Source organism: uncultured Eudoraea sp., from assembly GCF_947258925.1.
GTDB lineage: Bacteria > Bacteroidota > Bacteroidia > Flavobacteriales > Flavobacteriaceae > Eudoraea.
On record NZ_CAMYKG010000012.1, the window covers coordinates 22734 to 48160 of the forward strand.

Genomic DNA, 25427 nt, shown 5'->3' on the forward strand with positions numbered 1-25427 from the left:
TCTTTTGTGATAATCATTTATTAAGAATCAGCAAGCATTGTTTTCCAAAAATACCTGCTACACCGGCGGCTAAACCACCAATAATACCAGTTATTAATATTAAAAGAAATGTACTGCCGCCAAAAGGAAATAGCACCGCTATTTTTTTGGCTAAAATATAGTCGTTGCCGCTAGCCAGTAAGAATGAATATGCCATCCAAAATGCAGTGACAGCTAAAAAAGGAACCAAGAAAACGGCTGCATTTCTTAAAGAAAATAGTATTGCGGTTATAAATGCAGCCAGCATCACTGACCACCAGGGCAGAAAAAAAGAAAAGATAAAGGCAACAACAATTGTGGCTAGAAAATTCAGGATTTTCAATTTCATTTAGTTCGGGATTAAAGTTTGAGTAGCCATTACAGCTTCCGTTTTAATGGCAGACTGCATAAAGTTTAGACTATGATAGTTACCTGCTGCCCAATCGTCGATAAAATTATCGTAATATTTGCTCCCGGGGTTACCGGACTGGCCTCCGGGATAAATCCCAAGTGCAGTTGGTGGTGAGCTCATCTCAACAATCATTCGCCAGGAAGGACCATGATTTTTTTTGGTAGCGTTAACAATATTTCCGCCCCCTCCAATAGGTAAATTAAATCTTGAAAAAGCGGGTAATCCCTGTAGTAAATGACCAACGTAGGTGCTTTTGTAAGCATTCCAGTTGTAATCTCCATTTTCAGTTTTCCATTTTATTAAGGATTTGGCTGCTTTTTTGAAGCTGATTAAAAATAGATCTTCAGCAGTTTCAATTTCAGGTGTATCAACTATGTCCATAAATTCATTGTCGCCTTCAGTTTTAAGCAAGTGAATGGTTTGATAGGTAAAAGGTCTATCCAATGCAATATTTTCAATATCGAATTCATCCCAAACCAGATCATTTAAATGCTTCCACCAACTACTCCAAATACTTGGCCCCAGCTCGTCTATATTGTTGTTAAATTCCCATTTTTTAATTTGATTAAAGATGCTAAGCTCTTCTTCTGTTAGCCCCGCTGTAGCTATACTTTCAAAAATATAGGGCAGGAGTTCCGCGGCCTTAAGGTTGTAATTATTGTTGTGTAAATCCTTAAAATCCTGGATATTAAAAGTATCCCTGGAATTAAAAAAGTTATTGATAACCCGGTTTCGGTAGGTTTCATAACCGTCGTTAAACACATAGAAGGGGTAGGATTCATCTACCGGATGTTGATTAGCAGAACTTACAAAGCCCCGTTCCGGATTTTTGATATGCGCATTATAGGGTTGAGGAATAAAACTTTGCCAGTCGTGCTTTGGATTGCTGCCATCCATTAGAAATTTTCCCTGACCTTTCCATTTATTAGGGAACTTTCCCTGAATCCAAATGGCAATATCACCTTGCGCGGAAGCAAATACGAAGTTTTGGGCAGGCGCTGTATAATGTTTAAGGGCATTTACATAATCATCATAATTTTTCCCTTTGTTGAGTTCTAAAAATGTTCTCTGGTTATTACCACCTATATGGCCCGACCATTTCATGGCGTAGCCGGATAGTTTATTGTTGCCCATGAAATTTTTATCGAAAGTTACCGGTCCATGATGCGTGTATCGTACTGAATCTACATAAGCCGGTTTCCCCTTAATTCTAATTTCTTCAATCCTATAGCTGACGGTTTTCCATGTATCACCATATTTATATTCATTGCCGGTTTCATCTTTAAATTCAATTTTATACCAATCCAATACATCTCTGGTTGCGTTGGTTTCGCCCCATGAAATGTAATTGTTAAACCCTGAAATTATTCCCAGGGCTCCGGGTAATGTAGCGCCAAAAGTATTATGGTTAGGAGTACTCAATTGCATAACAAACCAGATAGACGGGAGGTTTAGGCCCAAATGCGGGTCATTTGCCAAAATAGGATTTCCTGAATACGATTTCTGAGCAGAAATAGCCCAGTTATTGCTTCCGTTATCAGGATTTGGTTTGTCCAGGTTTTTTGGGATAGAGTCGAGGGGGAGCTCGCCAGGCGGAATTTCCGTAATTGGAACATCAATGAAACTCCAATCGGTTCCTTTCGGTATGATCGGGTCTATGTCCTCATAAAAATCAGGATACAGTAGGTCGAAACGCTCTTTACCCAACATTCGCAGTGCATTGGTGTATTCCAAATCAGAATCCCCTCCGGACAAATCTTTGGTCATGTACATTAAAAGCAAAGCTGTTTTTTTGACTGTCCAGGGTTCCGGTTCATAATCCAGTAGTTTGTACTCAACGGGAAGGTCTTTGGGCTGCAATTGGCTAATGTAGCTATTTACGCCTTCGGCATAAGCTTTAAGTAAGGCCATAGTTTCAGCGTCTTCTTTAATCTTTTTCAGGGCTTGTTCTGCACCAAATCCCATCCCTCGTCTGCGTTGTTGCCGATCAAAATTTAAAGCAGCTTCTCCAATAATTTCCGATAAACGCCCTGCTGCTGCGTAGGTTTGAAATTCCATTTGCCAAAGTCGGTGTTTGGCAGTAATATAACCTTGGGCATTGTATAAATCATTGTCATTCAATGCAAAGATGTGGGGAATTAACTGTTCGTCGTAATGTACGGTAACCTGGTCCTTAAGACCACTGATGGAAATTGTGCCAGAAATGTTTTCATCTGTTTCATTTTGCCAGATACCGTTATATGGATTTAGAAATTTTCCAATTGGTGGAGCTGAGCCAAACTTTTTGTCGAGGCCGTAAAAAACGGATGCTGTAAGAAGAAGGGAAAGTATAAACTTTAAGTACTTCATTAACAGGAATAATTTAGGATGATTAAAATACTAAATAAATATGAATGCTAAGCTCCATTAAAAACTAAAAATTTCATCCTCAATTGTGAACTCAATTTTTTATTAAAACATTCCAATAAAATCTCAAACCAGAAATATCGGAATCTGGCTGCGGATATTATTCCCCTTTCAAATAGGCCTCTTGCAACCACCCTTTAAGTTCATTATCAACTTGGGCCACTTCCGTTAATTGCACCCTATGTGTGCACATAGTTCCGAAGGGACCTGAATTTTTAAGACGGTCAGTTGTTGGCTTGTCTTTTATTTTTAATCCCAAATCGATTCTGGTTTTAGTGGAAGGTTTAATGAGCGCAAATTGCCTTTTTCTGATAACACTAACACTTGTCTTTTTTGGAGTTATAGTTACATCTTTTCCAAGGCTTTCAACCAGGGCCAGGAGTTTATTATAGATAGGGATTAAATTTTCTTTCCCTTTATATTGATTATGTACCAGATCGGCGGGCATGGTATTTTCTTCTTTTGAAAGTGTTACAATGGTGTTGGCAAAACCATGGGTTACCTGGTGTTCTTTCTTTAGGAAGTTAACAGCCTCAGAATGTTTGGTGAACGACTTTTGTTTAAGTAGCGATTTCCATTCATTTAATGATTTCCCGGTTTTGTCGGGCATATTTTCAATCATTGTCTGCAGTGCTTTATCCATAGTTGGTGTTTTTTTCTTTGTTAATGGCCTTCCCGGCATATATTACATATTCAGAAGTACCATTATCAATGGTCTTCTAAATTAGTGAATTTGCTTCTTAGTTTCAAATCATATGAACCGTTATGGAATAGACGGTTCAAAAGTTTGAATTTCCTGTGATGTACTTTTTAAGTTAATCAATCTTAAGACATTTTTGACTTATAAGGGATTCGCATTGGTCATAGTTATTTTCTATTAAAATCCGGCTTTTAACAGCAAACAAATGCGTATTTTTATTAGCCTAAAAAAGAAATTAAAAATCGATCATAATATGGATACTAACAAGAGTCAAACAACATCGTCTAACGCCACCTACCAAGGCAATAATGATGCAGGCAAATGCCCCTTTTTAAATGGGGAATTGCACCAAGCTGCAGGTGGTGGAACTACAAACCGTGACTGGTGGCCTAACCAGTTGAATTTGAACATCCTTCGTCAACATTCCTCCTTAGCTGACCCTATGGATGATGATTTTAATTATGCGGAAGAATTCAAATCACTTGATTTGGAAGCGGTTAAGAAAGACCTCTATGCTTTAATGACAGATAGCCAGGAATGGTGGCCTGCAGACTATGGCCACTACGGTCCATTCTTTATACGAATGACATGGCATGCCGCAGGCACTTATCGTATTGCTGATGGTCGCGGGGGTGGTGGCACAGGAGCTCAGCGTTTTGCTCCCCTGAACAGTTGGCCAGACAATGCCAATCTGGATAAGGCGCGACTACTTCTTTGGCCCATTAAACAAAAATATGGGAAGAAGCTTTCCTGGGCAGATTTATTGATCCTGGCAGGTAATTGTGCTCATGAATCCATGGGATTAAAAATGTTTGGTTTTGCCGGGGGTCGTGAAGACATATGGCAGCCTGAAGAAGATATTTACTGGGGTTCAGAGGCGGAATGGTTAGGAAATAAAAAAAGATACAATGAGGATGGAGAGTTGGAAAATCCCCTTGGTGCAGCTCACATGGGATTGATATATGTTAATCCGGAAGGACCAAATGCTAATCCTGATCCGGTGGCTGCTGCACATGACATCCGTGAAACTTTTGGTCGTATGGCCATGAACGATTATGAGACCGTAGCCCTTATTGCAGGAGGACATACCTTTGGTAAGACACATGGTGCAGCCAGTGATGCGGAATACCTTGAAGCAGAACCGGCCGGCGCGGGCATTGAAATGCAAGGTTTAGGATGGAAGAATAATTTTGGTACCGGAAAAGGATCTGATACTATTACCAGCGGTTTAGAAGGTGCCTGGACAGACACCCCCACAAAATGGAGTAATAAGTATTTTGAAAACTTGTTTGGTTACGAGTGGGAGTTAACAAAAAGCCCGGCAGGAGCCCATCAATGGAAACCGAAAGATAATGCCGGGGCCGGCACAATACCAGATGCACATGATCCGAAAAAGAAGCATGCTCCGTTTATGCTAACAACGGATCTATCATTGCGCATGGATCCGGCTTACGAGAAGATCTCCAGGCATTTTTATGAAAATCCTGATGAATTTGCTGATGCCTATGCACGCGCCTGGTTTAAGCTAACGCACCGCGATATGGGACCAATACAACGTTATTTGGGACCTGAAGTGCCTAAGGAAGAATTAATTTGGCAAGATCCGATTCCTTCTGTAGACTTTGAACTAATCAATGATGGGGATATTGTCAACCTTAAGGCAAATATTTTGGCCTCAGGGTTATCCATTTCTGAATTGGTAGCTACAGCCTGGGCTTCTGCTTCTACTTTCAGGGGATCAGATTTTAGGGGTGGTGCCAATGGTGCCCGTATTCGTTTAGCGCCTCAGAAAGATTGGAAAGTGAATAATCCTGCACAATTGGAGAAAGTCCTGGATACCCTTGGACGTATTCAAAAAGAGTTTAATGACTCCCAGTCCGGTACTAAGAAAGTATCTCTCGCCGACTTAATTGTTTTAGGTGGATGTGCAGCAGTTGAACTGGCCGCTAAAAATGCTGGTCATGAAATAACAGTACCTTTTACACCTGGCAGGAATGATGCCACAGATGAACAAACTGAAACAGAATCTTTTGAAGTACTCGAACCGATTGCAGATGGATTCCGTAATTATGTGAAAGATAAATTCTCTGTTAGCGCTGAGGAACTTTTAGTAGACAAGGCCCAATTGATGACCTTGAGTGCTCCTGAGATGACAGTGCTCGTTGGCGGATTACGTGTATTAGATGTTAATTTTGATCATTCAAAAAATGGTGTCTTCACTAATACTCCGGGATCCCTTACGAATGATTTCTTTGTTAATCTTCTCGATATGGGTACAACCTGGAAGGCGACATCGGAATCCGATGATGTTTTTGAAGGTCGTGATCGTGGAACAGGTGCAGTGAAGTGGACTGGAACTCGTGTGGATCTCATCTTTGGATCAAACTCAGAACTTCGTGCGCTTGCTGAAGTATATGGATGTGCAGACTCGCAAAAGAAGTTCGTAAGTGATTTTGTAGCTGCATGGGACAAAGTAATGAACCTCGATCGTTTCGATTTAACGTAGTCCTGGTTTTAACTAACAGAATACATACAGAAGTTAAAGGTGGTCCGGAATAGGACCACCTTTTTTATGCCATAAGGATAAACCTATTAGAATTGAGTATGATGTTTTATGGCGAATTGCTCCGGGATTTCCCCTTCGGACTCTCCTAAATTTTCTCGAAGGTCAATTTCAATGCCTCTCGAAATTGTGGAAATGGGAACATCATTGGCAGTACCTTCAAAAGGGTTTTCACCGGTTCGTCCTATTCTTTCCATGGTATGGAAAATCCAGGCTACGATAACATAAAAAGGCACCGAGAACCAAACAAATAGGTTTCCTATTAGAGGACTTTTATCCATAAACTCCCGACCTATTTCAGCAAACTGAGGTACCAGGGCCAGGGGTAATAACAGGATAAATAGCCACATGAAGAAGTGATTCAGTGTGGCAAACTGTCTTGGATACGGAAAGTTTTTTATACGTTCACTTTTCCCTTGCAGCGTAAAAAATTCTTGAATAACCCCTTCCAGTTCCAAAAAAGAAAATTCCCAAATCACCCCTTTTTCTTTGAGTTGTTTTAGATGGTGAGATTGCAAATATAGCAAAGCAGTTTGCTTGTTGCTTTTGCTCATTACATAGCTATAATCACTTTCAGAAATATAGGATTTTATATCCTCTTCTAAAGTGGTATCTCGCTCAGGGGGTTGGATATCCCACTCTTTGTTGGTTTTTTGAAGAGAAGAGGTTTCCCATGGTTTATATGAACGCATAGCGTGGCGCAGGGCATTCATCCAGGCTATATGCCTGTAGGTTAATGTTTTAATTTCATTTTGAAGAGCTGCCTCTTTCATAGGAAGTGGTGCATAATCGTTGTTTACCATATCCTGGACAAATACCCCAAACGTTCGCGAAGTATTTACGATTCCACCCCAAATTTTGCGGGCTTCCCAGATACGGCCATAGGCTGCATTATTTTGAAAACCTATTACAAACGCCACAGCAGTACCAATTAATGCCAGGGGAGTCCAGGGAATTTTTAACCACTCTAAATCCAAAAAATGATAAGCAGCCACCCAGGCTATTATAATCACTAAAAATGAAAGTGTTTCAAAACGGGTCCACCAAGCCATTTCATAGGCCGTATAGGTTTTTTTAATGTGCATAATTCAATTTTAAAATTAGTTGATCATAGAGACAACAAGGTTACTAAATTCTTTATTAATGTTGGGAATATTGTGTTCAGAGACGAAATGTAATTTTTATATGTATCGTATTCATTTATTTTTAAGTCTTCATTAAATGAAGATTATTCATTACAAGGGTTTAGACATAGCAATAAAATTAAAATTCTCACTTCCTATTTGAAAATCGTGATCTCCTATTTGTTTAAATCCATTTTTAAGATAAAAATTTACAGCACGCTCATTGCTTTTAAGAACAGAAAGCCAAATCTCATTACTACCACTTTCTTTAGCTTTATTAAGAAGAAGGCCTTGTAGATGAAATCCTATTTTCATGGATAAAAAATCCTTGAGAACATAAATTTTTTGCAATTGGCTTACGTTTTTCCCGGTTATAAATTGGGATGGTGAGTTTAGTTTCAGCTTGGCGTAACCTACCGGTAATCTCTCTACAAAAGCAATCCAATATACATTGTTGGGTTTTGACAAACTACGCTCAATTTTGTTTACCGAAAATGTTGAATCAAAATATTCGCGTAAGTCATTCTTATTACTAAACAAATGACCAAATGTTTCGTTAAAAGTTACTCTCCCGAGCAATGCAATAACATCAGCATCATTTTTATTAGCTTGTCTAATTTCCATCTTTTTCTGCTTCCAGGACCAACTTCTTTAGTAATGAAATCTGGCCTAGATGATAGTAAGCATGTTCAATAGTTCCTTCAATATTTCTTCTGTAGGTTCCATATTTTTCATCCACAAAAACTTCCTCTAACTTCTCATCTGACATTTGTTCAAGGTGATTTGCAAACAAATCTGCATTGCGTAATAAATCTTTAACCAAGAATTCCCATTGCTCTTTTGAACTTATTGGCGGGAGGTCAAAACTATATTTGTCCCTAATTTCGAGGGGACCACCGGTGAAAACATTCAAAATACCTCGGAGGTAATAATTGATATGATAAGCAAGAGCGGCAATCGTATTTAATGATCCTATTTTTGTAGTTGCTTGCTTCCAGGACAGCTTTGATAATTGATCCTTATAATTTGTATTGGCTATCCATTTACCATTTAAAAGGACTTCTCTAAAACGTGTTGCTAATTGACTAGAATTTTCCATTTGTCTCCGGGATGTAAAGATCTTCCACAGTATTTCAATATTGAATACCTTAAAAATAAGATATTCTCACAAAATTTAACTTGATGAACTAACAATTACTGGCATCTTAATAATGGAGCCACTCTTCATTCAAAGATGGCGACAGCCCTTACTGGTGAGCCTGTGCCACCTCTGATTTTTAACGGAAACCCAATAAACCTGAAACGTCCCTTCCCTATCAGTAAGTTTAAATTCTTTAAGTTTTCATAATGTGTAAAACCAAGTTCGCCACAGATATAATGAACTTCTTTATTTGAAATTTCCGGAACACCGGGCGACATTGTTTCAACTCCGAAAGCAGAAATCTCTTTTGCGCCCAGCCACTGTGCTGCTTCTGCTGTTATACCGGTTCCGGACCCCCAGTTGTCTGTGCCGTAATGCTTCCGGTAATGATCTGTATAAAATAATACGGTATCTCCCTTTTTGATAAAAATATTGGCTTTTTCACAAGCCTTTTTAATATCAGTAGTTGAAATGAGTTCTTTAAGCCCTTTCTTTAAAAAGTCTAGACACACACCTTCTGTATAAAACATGGATAACGGCATAGTATCTCTGGAATTTTCTTTGTTTTTTTTGACATATGACTTAGAGCGTCAACATGTGTCCCCGTATGTTCCCCCATTTCAATTTTTAAGACACTGGGCGTGGAAACTTCGGATTCTTTGATGCCTTCCCATTCTTCATGAGTGCTGTGAACCGTAATTTTAACCGGCGAAAGGCTTTTGTAAACATGCATTCCGACAAATATTTCTTGACTCAAATCAATTATTTCTTGCATGGAAGGTTAAATTAAAATTGGTTAAAGCTTTTTCAGAACATTTTTACCGGTAATGGCCATGGCAGTCAAAACTCCCGAAAACAAAGCACCCCCTATTCCTGCCGTTACAATATCCTGACCTGTAAGATAAAAGTTTCTGATTGGTGTCCTGGGGATTAAAAAAGGTTGCCTAAACCTGGATGGACTGTGATCCAAACCATAAATCTCTCCCTTTTTATAATTAACAAAATGCTCTGTGCTAAGCGGGGTGGAAAGTTCATAACAATTCACTTTTCCTTCAACCTGCGGAAGTTGTTTATAGAGTTCATTCAACAACCTTTGAGCAAGCTCCTCTTTTATGGACTCATATTCTTTTCCCCTTTTTTTCCAGGGTGTATCAGACCATTTTTCAAATATTTCGTAAGGGATCAATGTAATGATATCAATTGTGCTTTTCCCAGGGTACCGATTGGACCAGTCGGGATCTTTGGCGGAGGGGAATGAGATATAAACTACCGGGAAAGGTTTTGTCAAATCCTTTAAATACCTTTCAACACAAGTATCATGATCGCCTTCGGGGGGATAAACCCAATAATTTGTTTTAGGAAGTTGAAGTTCTTCGGGGGAGCCCTCCAACCCAACATACAAGCTTACATGTGCCACTGATCGATTTACTTTTTGTAATTGTTCTTTGAGCCGATGTTTTTTAACTGATTCAGAAGGCAATAATTTGGTATAAGTTGTCATTATACCTGCATTGCTTACGACGTTATTTGCCCTCAGTATTTTTCCGTCAAACATCCTAACCCCATTAGCCGCATTATTTTCAATTAGTACTTCGGCTACTTCGGCGTTGATTAGTATTGTTCCGCCCGAAGCCGTTATTATTGGGGTAACTTTTTTTACTATCTGCGAAGAACCACCAATGGGGAAACTTCCTCCATCAAAATAATGCCTTACGACCGTGGCGTGCATGTAGAAACTACTTTGTTTAGGAGGTAATCCATAGTCCCCGTATTGACCGCAAAGCACTTTGATTAAAGTTTCATTCGTTGTCAGGGAACGCAGTACTTCATCGGTTGTTTGATCCGCTATTTTATAAAATGGTGTTTTCAGGAACCTGCCGATTAAAGTGTTCAGAAAGGGAGGAACAGCCTTGCTGATGAAATAGTTCTTACTTGCTTTAACAGTCTTAAAGACTAAATCTACATAAGTGTTTATGGCCTGCTCTTCCTCCGGAAAATAAGAGATCATTTGTTCCTTAAAGTTTTTGACCCCTTTCACCAAGTTATAGTGCTTATCGCCAATGACAATTCGGTCATAAACATCTCCCATATCGGCCCATTTCAATTCACTGTTAGTAATATAATCAAACAGTTTACGCATCATACTGTTCTCCCGTTGTACTTCTCCAATGTAATGGATACCCACATCCCATTCATAGCCCTTGCGTTTAAATACATGGGTAAAACCACCTGCAGTATAATGCCTTTCCAAGACCAGAACTTTATGGCCTTGTTTTGAGAGGATTGCTGCAGTTGAAAGACCACCCATTCCAGATCCTATTATAATGGTGTCATAGGTTTCCTTTAATTGTGGCTGTCGTTTATAGGATTGAATCATATGATTAGTTTTCTTAGTACATCGTATTAGGGTTAGCCGATTCCTTAGGAATCTGCTGAATTGCGTCCCAATGTTCACAGATTTTTCCGTATTCATCAAAACGAAAAAAGTCCATAGTTATATATTCCTCATTTCCCGGCCATATTTGATGTGTATGCAATGCCACCAGGTCACCTTCAGCAATGCATCTTACAAATTCTATTGATTTTTCGGGATAGTCTTTTTGCATTCTTTCAAAATAGTCAATAAATCCCTGAGTGCCATCTGCAACATCAGGATTATGTTGTATATAATCTGTTCCAATATAATTTTGTACGGCTTTCTTGGGGTTACCATAATAGGCCGTTTTGTAGAATTCGATGGCATTTTTTTTGTTTTCTTCCAGGCTCATTACTTTAATTTTAAAATTGTTTCCTACGTTCCGGTATGATTCTATTCGTAGCAGAAATCATAATTAGCAATGGCTTTTTACTTATTAATTGCTTCTTCGAGGCAAGTTTTAAGTTTCTTTATCTGTTCCATTTGAATTTCACTCCTGTAGAGTGGATAGCCTGTATTCAGCCACAAAGATGAAAGCATTTGGTCTAACTCCTGACTACCGTATAGCTCTTTAAGTTTATCATAGCTGATCAAATTAATAACGGTGTCGCGTACATTTTTCCAATTGGGATTCACTTCGCGAAAAACAACATCCGCGCTCATTAAACCATTCTTTTCAGTAAAAGGCCGAACCATTTCCATTTTTATATTGTTAAAGTCCTCATAGCCTTTTAGCGTCATTTTTTCTTCTTTTATGTAATCATTAAGTGCTGCCCTAACGGTTTCATTTGTGATCATAGGCATTGAACTCAGGTAATTTTCTGTTATTACCGGGATATAATGCCTGGTCAATCGTAGTAAATGATAATTTACGTTTGGGTCATACTCCGCCAGCCCCCTACTTTCCTTATAAAGCTGTGCATGCATCTTCTGGTGCTCTTGAAATCTTTCAAAATCAGAAGATACATTATCATGCGCAATGTCAAGATCGAGTAGAATTTTACTATATATCTTTTTTTCCTTTTTCTGGGCAATCCTGGTTTCATTCCAGTTATTCACCTGCAAGGCAATAAGAATGCCTATTACAACTAATAGGATTTCACCAACTGCATACTTGAAATATTTGGTTGTTTTACCCTCATTCAAAAAATTCTGACGAATCTTCCTAAATATTTTCATGATTTATTGATAAATGGTTTGGTGTTTAGTTTAAAGATTACACATAAAAGGAAAAATAGATTTCCGGACATCAATTTCTCCGAATCATATACTTCAGTTTTAGGATTAATTATACCTATTGTTCTTACCCAATTCAATCTGTTACCATTTATAGGTATTATAAATTCTGGTCCATTCTATTGATTGGCCGGGCTTTATAAATATACGAAAGAATAATTCCGGACTCACAACATGCTTCCAGCCCCAAAGATTTACTTTGTTTGTTTGAAAATCAGTAGTTTCTCTGATTCCAATTTTACTATCAAAATTCATAAGTTCCCATGCTGCCCGAACACTTTCACCGCCACTTAGATTACTAAAAAAGAATTGTTCTTCAGGTGTACGTTTAAATGTAATTTCCTTTTGCCTGATAACCACATTTTGCCCCGGATTAACACTTTCTTCAAATAATTCCGATTTTAAGGTAAACGGGAATTTTAATGTATATTTTTCCCCTATTAATTCATTATTTATCGCGATAAAATTGTGGCTGTATTCATTGGTAGCAATATCTTTTTCACCAGTATTTTCTAAATGGTACTTGACTGAAAAACTACTTTCGTGAAGGCTTATCAATTTTCTCAGCACGTATGAAAAGCCGTTAATTGCTTCAGATTTGCAACTAATTGAAATCCTATTAGACTCAGGAATAGTATTAAACTCAGCAGGTTTAATTTCATAATTTTTACTAAACAGGTAAGGTGAATCATCTTTCTTTAACAAGCCAACGCCTATTTTGTGAAACCAATCCCCTGTGTTGGTTTCTTCAAACCCCAATGGCGCATCTATACCAAATTCATTATAAAACCCTTTACCAAAATGGTGTTCATTAAGTGCGTCAGTTCTTTCAATACCGGATACAAGGACATTTTGAAACTTGACTTTGGCTATTTTGCCGGTCCAGTCAAAACGAGAAAAGTTATAGTTTTCAAAAGGCAGGTCGATATGAATTTCGAGCTTGTTGTTTTTAAGTATATGAGGCATTCTGAGTATAGAGGAATGGTTAAAAACTAAAAGTACAGTTTAAAATTTTTACATTACAGAGAAAACCCGGGATAGAACAGGAAAAAGGGCAATAAGGCAAGTAAATGACCTTCAACTTATTTCTATATAGGCTATAGAAAGGTGTTCACTAATTATCCGGTAAGGCGTCAAATTCTTCCTGTTTTCTGATCATCCAATTTTTCATGGCATCAGAATCTGCAGATTGCATCAAGGTTCTCATTTTGCTCATTGCTTCAAGATGATGTTTGTCATTTTTTTGAAACATTTCCATACCGTGCTGTTTACTCATTTCAGAAATTTCTTCAAAAGTAGCAGCATGAAATTCTTTGTCACAGGCCCCGCCTAATTGCTTGCAAGTCATTGTCTTCATATTTTACAATATTTAATAATAACTGTTATTGTGGTCCTTGATCTATTACTATTTGTCTGACCATACAGCGAGTTCGTTTCCACTGGGATCTCTGAAATGAAATCTTCTACCTCCCGGAAAGGAGAAAATATCTTTTACGATTTCCCCTCCCTTTTTCCGGATATTCGATTTTAAAAACTCGAGGTCTTCATGATATAATACAATTAAAACCCCATTGGTGATTCCACCTTCTGTTAGCTCAAATCCTCCTGCGATACCACTTTCTGAAAAGGAACAATAGGTTGCACCATAATCGGTAAACTTCCAGCCAAAAAGATTCGAATAGAAGTCTTTTATGACCTCAAGGTTATTGGCCTTAAATTCTATATAGTCTATGTGGTTATTAATCATTATGATTTTAAGGTTAATGCACCTTGTTTAATTGATGTAGTTGATATAATAAGACTCGTGAGTCTGATTTTCAGGCTCAACACCTCAGCTAATTAAAGTTAGGAATTTAATTTGAATTTGAGCAGGAGGTTGAATTCTATACTTGTTGTCTTACTTTTTTATTATAACTCTATTTCATAAATCCTGGATTCCTCTCCCCAGGGATGGTATCCCTGACCTATATATTTGAAATCATATTTTTCATAATACCCAATATGGCTGGTACATAAGTATAAAAAGTTAAATCCCGCTTTTTTAGCATCAAACTTTGCTTTTTCTATCAATAATGAACCATAGGCATGCCCCCTATGTTTTTCTTCTATGAATATTGCGCAAACCCAGGGATACAAATCACCGCGACTAATAAAATCATTTGTTATTAGTCCCGCACAGCCTATAATTTCTTCATCTTTTTCAAGTAAATACCACTGCGGTAATGAGTTCTTAGCATCGATACTATGCGTAATACAATCTTCATATATTACCGGCAAGACACTTTTCCAGTTGCACTGAAAATAGGCAATAGCGATGTCTTTGTAGTCTGGATTTTCTCTTACCGAGATTATCTTCATTTGATCTATATTAATGGACCTTATTCTTTTCAAATACGTTTTTAGGAATATGCATAGTTACTAGCATATTGGGCACATCTACTACCTCCGCTATTTTTAAATCTCCTATTAATGAACATAGCATATAGGCTTCATCCCAGGACATCTGATAGGTTTCAGAAATATGCTTCACCATGTTTCTTGTGGCCTTTTTTGCGGCTTCATCAATTGTGGTGGCAAATCCTGTAGTTGCATAATATTCTTCAGTTTCATATTCAGGTTCTGTAATGGTTTTACCCTTAATTACGGTTAAACGGAAACGCACTCTCATATCGCATTCTACTGCTGTGCCAACAACTTCTCCAAGACCTTGAACCGCATGTGTATCTCCTATAGAAAATAGGGCACCCTTAATGAAAACAGGGAAATACACTGTTACGCCTTTTACTAAATGTGGATCATCCATATTTCCCCCATTGGCACGGGGAGGAATGGTAGACAACATCGCCGTCGTATCTGGTGCAACCCCCATAACTCCGGCAAATGGTTTCAAAGGAATGCTAACGCCTTCCGAAAAGGTTACCCGGTTTTTCTCTTTATCCAATTCATATGTTTTAAATAATTCTGATTCGTGCTCCCCTGCCAGAAATCCAAATCCGGGTTCCATAGCAGTCCACCCCCAATCACCGGGTTCTAAATCGAGAAGTTCCACAGCTAATACATCTCCTGCTTCCGCTTCTTCAACATAGATAGGTCCGGTTAAGGTGTGAACTTTGTCCATATCCACTTTTTTTAAATCTTCTAAGGTAGAGTTGATGTTCAGCTGACCACCGGTGGCTTCCCTTGTAAATGCTTCAATGATGCTTCCGCTGCTTACCGTGATTACAGGCGGAATTACGCTGCTAAATTTGTCATGGGTTTTTTGATCCCTGGTAATTGTAAAATCGGGTTCAGGAATTACCTCCGATGAGGTGTCCAGTGAATTATCTAATTGTAATTGGGTTTTTTTATTTGCCTCATTGCAATTGCAAGTGATTATTAGAATTATAAAAAGTAGTATTTTTTTCATTGTTCTGGTATTTATTCACCATAAATATACGGCGATTTTAATGCTTAATAACTTCAATTGACTGTGATAAGTTTTCTAAATGGTTTAAGCACTCGTATTGATCTTAGCGTATTCCATCGCTACCTGTTTTTATTGAAAAATAGAATTATTTTGAGGGTAATAGGATTTGCTAATTGTGATCGAAATCCATTTTAAATATAGGGAACCATTTAACAACCGTATTATATAAAAAGGCTTCAAGTATTCCTGCAAAAAATCCAACGATACCAAAAATCAATGGCATTCCAATTAATGCAATAAATGCCAGCATTGTACCAAAACTAAGTCCATCTGTTTCTTCTGAGGTGATCCAATTCAAACTCACTAATGTATCAATAATAAGTCCGCCAAAAGAATATAAAATACCTGCCAACAGACCAATAAGTGAAAATAAGAATGCCTGGAATTTAGCAAATGAGAATATACCAATGCTATTCATTTTTCTTAATTTTTATAATCATGTTATCTCCGTTACTTTGAGAGTAAAATAAAAATCATTACACTGCAGTTGTAACCACTACTTGGGCTCAAGACTCATTACATAATCAAAGCTCTCGTTTAATAACTTTACCATATTTTCCTTATCCTCTAACATTTTTTTCGTTATCAGGATATAGCCATGCATTACCGAATTATAGGACTTATATAGGGTTGTATTATATTCTTTCATATACTTTTTTTGCACCTCCTTTGCAAACCTTATTCCTATTTCACACGCCTTATTGAATAGCGAAAACATATAACCATTAGCAGATGTATAGGGCATGGTCTTGCCTTTTCGTTCAAATCGCGGACATTTGCTGACTAACTCATCGTATATTTTTAGTTCTTCCTCCCACATATTCAATTATAATAGACTACTACATTTGCTATTTTCTATACATGCTATTGTACTGGGTTTTATGGTGTTTTTATAAAATTGTCCTCGAAATATTTAACCCACTTGCCGTTTTCAAATTTTTCCCCATATTCCTGGAAATTCCCTTCCGGGGTCAGATTGAAAACAAACCTTTTATTTTTACTTGGCCATACTATAAATTTACCATCCTTAATTTCAGCGGTATATTTTGCTGCGCCATTTTCGTAGTATGGATTGTAATAATACGCTTCATCCTTTATATCATAATAAATTACGGTGTGTAACTGAAGTTTCTCAGAATGTAAATCAATTGTGATGATAGTTCGATCTAATTTATAACTGACTTTTTCAAAAGCAGGTATTTGACTTGCAACAATATCATTTTCGTAGCTGGTGGAAGTACCGATCCATTCACCTATCATAAAACTTAATTTTTCCATCTTTTGCTGTGGTATCGTTTGAGCAGGGGTAGTAGTAAGCGCAAAAAGAAAGAAGCACACACAAAAGCGATACCTAAGATTAAAAGCGAAGTTGATAAAATTCATAGTTGTTTTGTTTATCTATAGTTCAATGATGATCTTGGATAGTTCTATAGATATATTCCATTCCCTGGAAATATAGTCATCTGGAAATCAATTTTTTAGAGCTTAATCCATATCGTATTAAATTTAAATTCCCAGTGTTGGCAAATGTTTTACCTTATGATAGGTTAGTGCGGCTGTAATACAAAGTTTTAAATCGTCTTTGGGAATTTTGTCGTCAATCCTGAAAATAATGGCCCTATTCCCCTCAAAGGTAAAATTGTCTTTGAAAATAAGTTTAAAAGTCTCAACCAGCCGGCTTGTGCATTTAAAGTACATGGCATATTGATCAGGTTTTTTTGATTTCCAGTCCATTCTTAATGTACTACCGTTTTTTGTCAAATAACTGGGTTCGCCCCATCTGAGTGTTTCTTCCAGTTCTGTTACCACCTCAATTTCTCTGGCTGTTTCAATAACTAACTCACGGAGCGCTAACATTTTACTCCTAACCAAATCTGGGTAATTGGTAAAAACCAATTCAACTTCCGGGTTTGTATGTATCTGCAAATTATTCATTAAAACTCCACTCCAGGTGCTAAGAACAATCTAAATAAAATCAAAAGAATCACCGGGAATACTGACAGAAATTACTTCAAGATCAAAAACGCTTTGCATACTACCCATATTCATAGCTGTCCGATTGGAACCCTTCCCGGAATTCTTCAGTTAACAAAAGATCTTTAGTAAGTAAGAGTTGTCTATTTCACTAACCCGCTTGTGCAGCGTGTTTTCGTTCCTCCTCTTCCTGTTCACGAGACATATCCTCCAAACTTCTGCCTTTGGTTTCTTTAACATACTTCTTAACAAAGAAATATGCTACTACACCGAAGAGTGCATAAACACCATAGGAAACGCCGAGTCCTAAATTTTTAAGCATAATAGGGAAGGTCATGGTAATAGTAAAGTTGGATCCCCATTGGGCTATTCCACAAACAGCCAGTGCTGCTCCCCTATATTGATTTGGAAACATTTCGCCTAGCATAACCCACATTACGGGACCCCATGAGGCCGCAAAAAAGGCAATGTAAGCATTTGCCGCCAATAGTGCATAGGTACCATTATTTCCTTCCAAAATAAGATTATTTGCACTATCCACGGTCGCAGTTCCGAAAAGATAGGCAAGGACTCCCAGCATTACCGCCTGCCCGATCGAACCTACCAGGAGTAAGGGTTTTCTTCCAACCTTGTCAATCAGAACTATAGCCACAATGGTGAAAAATATATTAACACTTCCGCTGATGACATTGGTAAGTAAGGCATCGGCCTCCGCAAATCCTGCAGCTTGCCAAAGTGTAGCGCCGTAATAAAAAATTACATTGATACCCGTAAACTGTTGCAGTACAGCAATTCCGGTACCAACCCATACTAATGGATGAATTTTGCCGGTATATTTGCTGATAAGGTCACTGAGTTTGGGGCGGCTATCCGATCTTACCGTAGATTTTATATCTGCCACCTTAATAGTCGCTTCTTCGACATTGCTAATTCCGGAAAGTACTTTCAGCGCTTTTTCAGCTCGGTTTGAAGCCACTAAATACCTTGGTGATTCAGGGATGAAAACCAGCACAACTACAAATATAGCCGCAGGCAGTATTTCCGCCCAAAACATCCATGACCAGGTTTGAAACCCTAACCAAAGTTCCTCTTCAGCACCACCTGAAAGCCCAACGAGCCAATAATTACTCATAAATGCCATAAACAGCCCAATTACAATCATAAGTTGTTGTAATGTAGCCAGGCGGCCCCTGATTCTGGAAGGGGCAATTTCACTAATATAAAGGGGAGCCAAAATACTGGCTGCTCCTACCGCCAATCCACCGATTAATCGATAAATAACAAATTCCAATGAGCTTGTAGAGATACCGGAACCCCATGCACTGATAATAAAAATTATAGCTGCAGTCAGCATCATTGGTTTTCTTCCGAACCTGTCGGCCATTGTACCGGCGAAAAAGGCGCCCACAACACAACCCAGGAGTACCGAGGCAACATTAAATCCAGTGCCCGCCGCATCCGAGTCAAATGCGACCTGTAAAGCATCTACAGTTCCATTTATCACTCCGCTGTCAAATCCAAATAAAAATCCACCTATAGCGGCAACAAAGGCCAAAAAGACGACCTTAGGTAAATTAAAACTCTCAATGTGTGTGGATTCCTGGTGTTGATTACTCATATTGGTTAGATATTAATTAAAGATTATGATACCCGAAGAGGGTTTCATTTTTCTGTGAGCCGTAGCTCAGTCTGGTTTGTAGTTGTGAATATAATGGATTATTTTTTTATTACCGAGGTTTTCAGAGAATCTGATGGTATTTTCACTTAGAAATCTTGTTGAAGACGGTACATCGATTGATCAAATTAATGCTTCAATAGCCATTTTATTCGGTCATAAGATACTATGTAGTGTATAACTACGCATATTCCATAAATACTACTAATCCTGGTTAATCCCAAATCCTTAAAGCACCAAATAGCAAAAGCAAAAAATCCCAATTCTAACAGTAGCCTAATTGCACCTGGGGTCATAATTGGGGCAGCACCAGAACGGCTTGGATCATCAGGAACAGCAAAAGTCCCCCAAATGACGGCCATAAGAATCGGTATTCCCATGGCAAGCAGTAAGCTTGCCCAGCCATCAGCTTGCCGCCAACCCCAAATACCAAATGCGGTTAATGCAACTAATTCAAGCAGAAAACGAACAATAAGATTTATTGGATGTGAGCCCATAATTCAAATCACCTTGCGTATTACTGAAGAGAACTTTGGTTGAACTTCTTTTCAACTTTGATATTATTGGCTTCCTTTACTAGTGAAATCTTTTTTCTTATCGGAATCCAAATTTCTTCCTCTGAATTTGGGTCATTGTTTTTATAGTTCGAACCCAAAACTTCAAAATGGGGCCTGTCATCAACTTCATAATTTGAACTAGGCAGCCATTCTAAGAAAATATATTGAAAGATTGAGTTGTCTGAACTTGATCCTTTATAATCAAAAACAGCATATAATCCGGAGTTTAAACTAAACGATTTCATTCCCTTCGGTATATATTCAAAATTATTAACTTCCGTCGTTGCCCACTTTTCGAACTCAGTAGTTGGATTGAATTCTTTAAAATATGAAGGTGGATAAATTTGCATAGATATTTTATCTTCTGATGTTCTATTTTGAATTTCTTTAATTCTTGGCGCAAATTGTCCCCATAGTTGTCCGGTTTTATTATTGGATAAAGTCATTTTTATGCTGTGACCAATTAACATTTTTTCTTCTAATTCTTCAATTCTTGGATTCATATATTTCCTTGCAGTGATTTTTGAGATTGCAGCTTATATGTTGGTTATGTACTGGTACGACAATGCACAAACCATTCCAAGCTTAATTTATAAACTCTAAGTTAGGGAATTAAACCAAGCCACGGCCGGCGATTGGCTATAGGTGTTGTCAGGTGCAGAGAGGTTAGTTTACTTCGGGCGCGTTTGGATCAACGCTTGGCACCTGCTTCCGGATCTCCCGCATCTTGGCTTTTGCCACTTCAGATAGTTCCTTAAACCTTTTATCAGCTCTATAGTTATAGAATTGGTGGTCCTTGAGCATAAAATACCCGGTACCCCCTCTTATCCAAGCCGCCGACAGATCTGACATATAGTAATACGCACTATCCGGCATATTTAGGAACGAATATATTCCGGCTGTAACATATTCTTTGTAATAATGGCCCATTTCCAATAGTTGCCTGTTGATTGAGAGTTGCTTTCTCACCAGGGCATGATGGATTTGTCCGCCTTTGGAGGGTTATAGGCATGCTTAGCAGCAGTTATTTTATTCTGACCTTAAAATTTTTTCCATTTTTCGACCTCTTGCCAGTTCATCAACCAACTTGTCTAAATACCTGGTTTGTCTGGTTAATGCATTATCAATCTCTTCAATTCGATAGCCGCAGATTACACCTTTTATCAGATGGGCGTTTGGGTTTAATTCAGCCATTTGAAAGAAGGTTTCAAACGTCACTTGCTGATTGATTAAGTCTTGTAATTTCCCTTCATCAAATCCGGTTAACCATTCTATCACCTGGAGAAGTTCTTCTTTTGTTCTCCCTTTTTTCTCCACTTTCGTTATGTAATGTGGATAAACTGAAGAAAATTTCATTTTTGCAATCCGGGCGTTGTGTTCAGGTGTAACTTTCATTTTTTATCAAATTGGTGCCAATTAGCTAAATAATTACTACGATTTCAGGCAAACTTTAATATTACTAACCCCATTCGGGAAATTGAGTTTTATTCAGATCCAGAGTCGCAATGGTGTTCATATCCTCTTCAGAAAGCTCGAAATCAAAAATATCAAGATTTTCAATCATATGGCTTTTTTGAGAAGACCTCGGGATGGCGACAACAGCTCGCTGATACTGCCATCTCAGGCATACCTGAGCGTTCGTCTTTTGGTACTTTTTGCCAATTGCAGCAACAGTTGGGTTACTAAAAATGCCATTCCTACCTGCAGCAAACGGGGACCAGGCTTCTATTTGTGTCGATGAGTTTTTCAGATATGGATAGGAAATTTTCTCCTGGAAGAAAACATGGGTCTCTATTTGATTGATTACAGGCTCAATTTTTGCGTAAGTTTTCATTTTCTCGAGTTGTTCCGGCAGAAAATTACTCACGCCAATGGCTCTGATTTTGCCGGCTTCATACAGCTCTTCCATTGCCTGCCATGAACCTTTCACATCTCCCCTTGGGCGATGGATAAGATAAAGGTCTAAATAGTCAACCCCCAATTTTTTTATGGATCTTTCAAATGCCTTTTTAGTGCTTTCATAGCCCATATCGCTAACCCAAAGCTTTGATGTTATAAATAGCTCCTTTCTGTCTATCCCACTTTGGATAATCCCTTCTCCTACAGCATCTTCGTTTCCATAAATATGTGCTGTGTCTATTAGGCGATAACCTACTGATATGGCATCAGACACACATTGGACGCCGATTGAACCCTTTAAGGTATTTGTGCCAAATCCCAGAATTGGCATTTGTATGCCGTTGTTGAGCGTCACCGTTGGAATTGAAATATTTTTGGGCGAATTGCTCACCGCTCCCAATAGTTTTGTACTAACCGGTCCTATAAATGCTGTTGCAAGAGCTGCCTTTGCCGTCCCTTTTAAAAATTCCCTTCGTTTTAATCCATTCTTCTGATTTTCCATTTTCATTTATATTAAATTGTCATTTCTCATTTCTTATTGATATAGAAGCCAAGGTGTTCGCGTATGATTAAATGCGGTAAGTCGGCTAAAATATTTCGCCTATATAAAGATAGGAAATGCGAAGTAATTTCTGACTATACTTACCGAAGCAAGGGTAGGTAAGAGGAATTTCCGCAGCAATTAATTAATTTCGTAACGTGCTTTCGTTATTTTTTCTCCAGTCTCTCAATTTCTTTATTCAAATCCTTCGACAACTCTATTAATTTAAGCTTTGTTTCTTCGATAGGTTTATATATCAACCAGCCAATATGATTCTTCTGAGTCCGGATAAAATATTGGTATTCCTGATCTGATTGTAAGTTTTCATAGTCCAGAGGAATCATTTCTCCTTTGCTATATGTCAAATCTTTATAGTCTCCACCCCAATAATCTTTAAATCTAGTATTAAATATGTTTTGACTTGCATTAAAAAGGAAGTCTCTGTAAACTATTTCAAAGTTGACTACCCATTCATCATTATCTTCATATAGTTGAGCAATTCTTTTTCTGATATCCGTATTAGAGATGAGATCTATACCCAGCGATTTTAAGGATTCAAAAACGTTATTATCTAAATCTGAATCTCCGTAAAATCTCGTTGATACATAGAAATGTTCATTTAGCGAATCATTATATGGGATTTTATTTTCGAGGTGGTAGATAATGATATCAACAGACTTTGAAGCACCTTCGTAAAATTTTAGGCTTTCGTCAAATTGAAGTATATCATTTTGAAATTGAGTTTCGAAAGACTTTAAAATCTGTATTTCCTTTTGTACTTTAAGCCTATTTTCATTCCAGTTATTTATCTGTAGAGCTATCAATATACCAAGAACTACAAGTATTATTTCTCCAAAGGCGTAGAGTAGGTATTTGCTGAATTTGCCCGCCCGCCCGTTTGGCGGGTTTTCAGTTAGTAATTGTTTTCTAATATGTCTAAAGAACTTGATCATGCTTGTTTATTTTTAATTCCAGCACGCTAGGCTGGCTCATTCGCTAAAAATATCTGCCAGACATTTTCTTAACGTTCTGCCCTCAAAAGAATTTTATCATTGGTTATTGGTTGATCATAGTTTCTATTCCGGTCTTGATAGCCTCTCTATTTGTGCCTTTGCTAAAGCTTCAACGGCATGCGAACGACAAAGGAGGCTAACGAAGTAGCAATGAAGCACAACACTTAACGTTTATGTCTATGATTAGTAGAGTTAAAGCAGTAAGATAACGAAAATGAATAAAGAGCTTGAGAATTCAGCAAAATTTCCCGAACCATCTTTAAACACTATTAAATATACATATGGTTATAGCCGGTTTATTTTACCTCATTAATTAATTCTTCATTTTTTTCAAACGCTTTAATATTATTTAAAGTCGTTGTGGTAATTTCAACCATAGCCTCTTGTGTAAAAAAAGCTTGATGAGAAGTAATCAAAACATTAGGAAAACTCATCAATCTTAAAATAAACTCATCTTCGATAATTCGTTCTGACAGATCTTCAAAAAAAAGATTCTCCTCTTGCTCATATACGTCAATACCTAAGTAACCAATTTTTTTGTTAATTAGACCTTCAATAACATCGCCTGTCTTTATTAAAGCGCCACGACTGGTATTAATAATCATAACACCATCTTTCATTTTAGATATTGAATCTTTGTTTATGATATGTTTTGTGTGTTCATTTAGGGGACAGTGCAATGAAATTATATCTGCTTTTTTAAAAACTTCATTTATATCCATGTATTCTACACCTAAATCTAAAAGGGCTGTATTCTTATGAATATCAAAAGCTACTATTTTACTGCCAAACCCTTTAATTAACTTACAAAAAGTAGCTCCAATTTGGCCTGTTCCAATAACACCTACTGTTTTGTTCTGTAAGTTAAACCCAATCAAATTTTTTAATGAAAAGTTACCCTCTCTTATTCTATTGTACGCTTTATGCGTTTTCCTGTTTAAGGTAAGAATTAATGCTATGGCGTGCTCTGCAACTGCCTCAGGGGAATATGCAGGGACTCTTACAACTTTAATATTATATTTATTAGCTGATTCAATATTTACATTATTGTAACCGGCGCAACGCAGCGCAATTAAACCAACTCCATTGTTCGATAATATTCTTAGTGTTTCCGGATCAACAATATCATTCACAAAAACACAAACCACATTAAATCCATCAGTAAGTCGTGCGGTATCAAAATTTAATGAAGTCTCAAAAAATGAAAATTCAAAATTGTATTCTTGATTATATTTTTCAAAGTATTCTTGATCATAAGATTTTGTACTAAAGACAGCTATTTTCATATAGTGTGAATTGGGTAAATTGTTTAAACTAAAAAACTCAAAATAGATGATAACTACTAAAATTATTTCCAGCTATCGTTAAGTGAATTGTTCTTTTTCGTATAGGTTGTGAATTATAATAATCAATAATCCGAAAAGAACAGCGACAACGATTAATATTGTACTAATATATCCACTCACTCCAAATGAAAGTCTAATTAATATTGTTGACACTACAAATCCTGAGTTTCTAATTATTTTATGGAATTTATCTGTATAAAAAAAAGAAATAAGCAGGAGTATTACATCGACTAATATTAAGACCGTAAAAAAATCATCGAAAAAAAGATTGTTAATTTTTTCAAATGATGGTAAAATATTTGACGAAAATGAGACTTCTGAGAACCATTGTACTAAGGTGTTTAAAGCCAAAATAAAAAAGAATGGGACTAAAATAACAGCTATCAGTTTCTTTCTTTTTATAAATCGCTTAACCGGAGGTCCAATTTTACTTTGTTTTTCCTTATTTCGATAACCTTGTTTTTGAAAGTGAAATATTAAAAAGAACAAAATCAGTGATGCAATAATATCGAATGTAAACTGTAAATCCCCCTTAATATCGAACCAATCTGAAGTTAGTTCCAGCATTGATAAATCCTTAAATAATTTTCTAATTATTATAAGAGTTATGATTTCATATTGTTTTGTTATATAGGTTGTAAAAGACTTGGGCAGGTAATAAATCAGAAGATACACCTCATAGATAAGGATAAAAGAAAATGGTGTATAGATTGCCGATATAGGGTTGGTAAGCAATCCAGATTTTGGAAACAAGGTAATAATATCAAACTCTGAAAGACCAATAATAATTAGATGAATAAAAAAACCCAAAAGTGCTATGGAAAGTATTACCTTTTCAATACGCTTTTTAGTGTTTTCTGAAAGAAAGACTTTTTCTAAGGTTTTCAGTAGCTTCATTTAGACGTCTCTTGTGTTTTTTTAAAATTGGGTATAACGTACA

Annotated in this window: 30 protein-coding genes; 1 reads left to right on the top strand and 29 read right to left on the bottom strand. The window is 37.2% G+C overall.

Annotation, left to right across the window (positions count from 1 at the left end; translation table 11 throughout):
• Positions 1 to 13: 13 nt before the first annotated feature.
• The 3 genes from Q0X77_RS05620 to Q0X77_RS05630 all read right to left on the bottom strand — a co-directional run bounded on the left by Q0X77_RS05620 (position 14) and on the right by Q0X77_RS05630 (position 3479).
• A complete protein-coding gene (locus Q0X77_RS05620) occupies positions 14 to 367 on the bottom strand; it encodes a hypothetical protein (protein WP_297794302.1) in 354 nt (117 codons plus the stop codon).
• On the bottom strand, positions 368 to 2779 hold the full coding sequence (locus tag Q0X77_RS05625; RefSeq protein WP_297794305.1) for a penicillin acylase family protein: 2412 nt from the start codon (positions 2777 to 2779) through the stop codon (positions 368 to 370).
• Positions 2780 to 2936: 157 nt separating this feature from the next.
• Positions 2937 to 3479, bottom strand: coding sequence for a DUF4287 domain-containing protein (locus Q0X77_RS05630; protein ID WP_297794308.1), 543 nt, complete (start codon positions 3477 to 3479; stop codon positions 2937 to 2939).
• A gap of 310 nt (positions 3480 to 3789) precedes the next feature.
• Here Q0X77_RS05630 and katG point away from each other — a divergent pair, with 310 nt between their 5' ends.
• Positions 3790 to 6042 (top strand): catalase/peroxidase HPI, encoded by a 2253-nt coding sequence (katG, locus tag Q0X77_RS05635; RefSeq protein WP_297794311.1) that lies wholly within the window; start codon positions 3790 to 3792, stop codon positions 6040 to 6042.
• A gap of 86 nt (positions 6043 to 6128) precedes the next feature.
• Here the strand turns inward: katG and Q0X77_RS05640 are convergent, their stop codons facing one another.
• The 26 genes from Q0X77_RS05640 to Q0X77_RS05765 form a co-directional block, all read right to left on the bottom strand.
• Entirely contained in the window at positions 6129 to 7184 is a 1056-nt protein-coding gene (locus Q0X77_RS05640) for a bestrophin family protein (RefSeq protein WP_297794314.1), read from the bottom strand.
• A gap of 150 nt (positions 7185 to 7334) precedes the next feature.
• Positions 7335 to 7847 (bottom strand): GNAT family N-acetyltransferase, encoded by a 513-nt coding sequence (locus Q0X77_RS05645; protein WP_297794317.1) that lies wholly within the window; start codon positions 7845 to 7847, stop codon positions 7335 to 7337.
• Positions 7837 to 8322 (bottom strand): DinB family protein, encoded by a 486-nt coding sequence (locus Q0X77_RS05650; protein WP_297794320.1) that lies wholly within the window; start codon positions 8320 to 8322, stop codon positions 7837 to 7839. The genes Q0X77_RS05645 and Q0X77_RS05650 overlap by 11 nt, the downstream gene beginning before the upstream one ends.
• Before the next feature lie 125 nt (positions 8323 to 8447).
• Positions 8448 to 8894 carry a cyclase family protein gene (locus tag Q0X77_RS05655; protein ID WP_297794323.1) on the bottom strand — a complete coding sequence of 149 codons (447 nt, stop codon included), beginning with the start codon at positions 8892 to 8894 and terminating at the stop codon, positions 8448 to 8450.
• The gene (locus Q0X77_RS05660; RefSeq protein WP_297794325.1) at positions 8867 to 9139 is read right to left on the bottom strand and encodes a cyclase family protein; all 273 of its coding nucleotides are present in this window, start codon (positions 9137 to 9139) and stop codon (positions 8867 to 8869) included. The genes Q0X77_RS05655 and Q0X77_RS05660 overlap by 28 nt, the downstream gene beginning before the upstream one ends.
• 21 nt (positions 9140 to 9160) lie before the next feature.
• Positions 9161 to 10741 (bottom strand): NAD(P)/FAD-dependent oxidoreductase, encoded by a 1581-nt coding sequence (locus Q0X77_RS05665; protein WP_297794329.1) that lies wholly within the window; start codon positions 10739 to 10741, stop codon positions 9161 to 9163.
• A 13-nt stretch (positions 10742 to 10754) separates the two neighbouring features.
• Entirely contained in the window at positions 10755 to 11132 is a 378-nt protein-coding gene (locus Q0X77_RS05670) for an ester cyclase (protein ID WP_297794332.1), read from the bottom strand.
• Positions 11133 to 11209: 77 nt separating this feature from the next.
• A complete protein-coding gene (locus Q0X77_RS05675) occupies positions 11210 to 11959 on the bottom strand; it encodes a DUF6090 family protein (protein WP_297794335.1) in 750 nt (249 codons plus the stop codon).
• Positions 11960 to 12100: 141 nt separating this feature from the next.
• Entirely contained in the window at positions 12101 to 12982 is an 882-nt protein-coding gene (locus Q0X77_RS05680) for a hypothetical protein (protein ID WP_297794338.1), read from the bottom strand.
• Between the two features lie 148 nt (positions 12983 to 13130).
• Complete coding sequence (locus Q0X77_RS05685) at positions 13131 to 13373, bottom strand: DUF1059 domain-containing protein (RefSeq protein WP_297794340.1); 243 nt, start codon at positions 13371 to 13373, stop codon at positions 13131 to 13133.
• 48 nt (positions 13374 to 13421) lie between these two features.
• Positions 13422 to 13763, bottom strand: a complete 342-nt coding sequence (locus tag Q0X77_RS05690) for a VOC family protein (RefSeq protein WP_297794343.1) — start codon at positions 13761 to 13763, stop codon at positions 13422 to 13424.
• Between the two features lie 161 nt (positions 13764 to 13924).
• Positions 13925 to 14374, bottom strand: a complete 450-nt coding sequence (locus Q0X77_RS05695; RefSeq protein ID WP_297794347.1) for a GNAT family N-acetyltransferase — start codon at positions 14372 to 14374, stop codon at positions 13925 to 13927.
• Between the two features lie 10 nt (positions 14375 to 14384).
• The gene (locus tag Q0X77_RS05700; protein ID WP_297794350.1) at positions 14385 to 15422 is read right to left on the bottom strand and encodes an acetamidase/formamidase family protein; all 1038 of its coding nucleotides are present in this window, start codon (positions 15420 to 15422) and stop codon (positions 14385 to 14387) included.
• Positions 15423 to 15591: 169 nt separating this feature from the next.
• The gene (locus Q0X77_RS05705) at positions 15592 to 15900 is read right to left on the bottom strand and encodes a hypothetical protein (RefSeq protein ID WP_297794353.1); all 309 of its coding nucleotides are present in this window, start codon (positions 15898 to 15900) and stop codon (positions 15592 to 15594) included.
• A gap of 78 nt (positions 15901 to 15978) precedes the next feature.
• Positions 15979 to 16302: a hypothetical protein gene (locus tag Q0X77_RS05710; RefSeq protein ID WP_297794356.1), complete on the bottom strand. Its 324-nt coding sequence runs from the start codon at positions 16300 to 16302 to the stop codon at positions 15979 to 15981.
• A gap of 59 nt (positions 16303 to 16361) precedes the next feature.
• Positions 16362 to 16865, bottom strand: a complete 504-nt coding sequence (locus Q0X77_RS05715; RefSeq protein WP_297794358.1) for a hypothetical protein — start codon at positions 16863 to 16865, stop codon at positions 16362 to 16364.
• A 123-nt stretch (positions 16866 to 16988) separates the two neighbouring features.
• Positions 16989 to 17417, bottom strand: a complete 429-nt coding sequence (locus Q0X77_RS05720) for a DUF1801 domain-containing protein (protein ID WP_297794360.1) — start codon at positions 17415 to 17417, stop codon at positions 16989 to 16991.
• A 190-nt stretch (positions 17418 to 17607) separates the two neighbouring features.
• The gene (locus Q0X77_RS05725; RefSeq protein ID WP_297794363.1) at positions 17608 to 19074 is read right to left on the bottom strand and encodes a sugar porter family MFS transporter; all 1467 of its coding nucleotides are present in this window, start codon (positions 19072 to 19074) and stop codon (positions 17608 to 17610) included.
• Positions 19075 to 19259: 185 nt separating this feature from the next.
• Entirely contained in the window at positions 19260 to 19628 is a 369-nt protein-coding gene (locus tag Q0X77_RS05730; protein WP_297794367.1) for a YrdB family protein, read from the bottom strand.
• 20 nt (positions 19629 to 19648) lie between these two features.
• Positions 19649 to 20191, bottom strand: coding sequence for a GyrI-like domain-containing protein (locus Q0X77_RS05735; RefSeq protein WP_297794371.1), 543 nt, complete (start codon positions 20189 to 20191; stop codon positions 19649 to 19651).
• 163 nt (positions 20192 to 20354) lie between these two features.
• Positions 20355 to 20657 carry a hypothetical protein gene (locus Q0X77_RS05740; protein ID WP_297794375.1) on the bottom strand — a complete coding sequence of 101 codons (303 nt, stop codon included), beginning with the start codon at positions 20655 to 20657 and terminating at the stop codon, positions 20355 to 20357.
• A gap of 60 nt (positions 20658 to 20717) precedes the next feature.
• Positions 20718 to 21083 (bottom strand): DUF2200 domain-containing protein, encoded by a 366-nt coding sequence (locus Q0X77_RS05745; protein ID WP_297794378.1) that lies wholly within the window; start codon positions 21081 to 21083, stop codon positions 20718 to 20720.
• A gap of 64 nt (positions 21084 to 21147) precedes the next feature.
• Positions 21148 to 22089 (bottom strand): aldo/keto reductase, encoded by a 942-nt coding sequence (locus tag Q0X77_RS05750; RefSeq protein ID WP_297794381.1) that lies wholly within the window; start codon positions 22087 to 22089, stop codon positions 21148 to 21150.
• Between the two features lie 206 nt (positions 22090 to 22295).
• The gene (locus Q0X77_RS05755; protein ID WP_297794383.1) at positions 22296 to 23081 is read right to left on the bottom strand and encodes a DUF6090 family protein; all 786 of its coding nucleotides are present in this window, start codon (positions 23079 to 23081) and stop codon (positions 22296 to 22298) included.
• A gap of 356 nt (positions 23082 to 23437) precedes the next feature.
• Entirely contained in the window at positions 23438 to 24427 is a 990-nt protein-coding gene (locus Q0X77_RS05760) for a 2-hydroxyacid dehydrogenase (RefSeq protein WP_297794386.1), read from the bottom strand.
• A 78-nt stretch (positions 24428 to 24505) separates the two neighbouring features.
• On the bottom strand, positions 24506 to 25384 hold the full coding sequence (locus Q0X77_RS05765) for a hypothetical protein (RefSeq protein ID WP_297794389.1): 879 nt from the start codon (positions 25382 to 25384) through the stop codon (positions 24506 to 24508).
• Between the last annotated feature and the right edge of the window lie 43 nt (positions 25385 to 25427).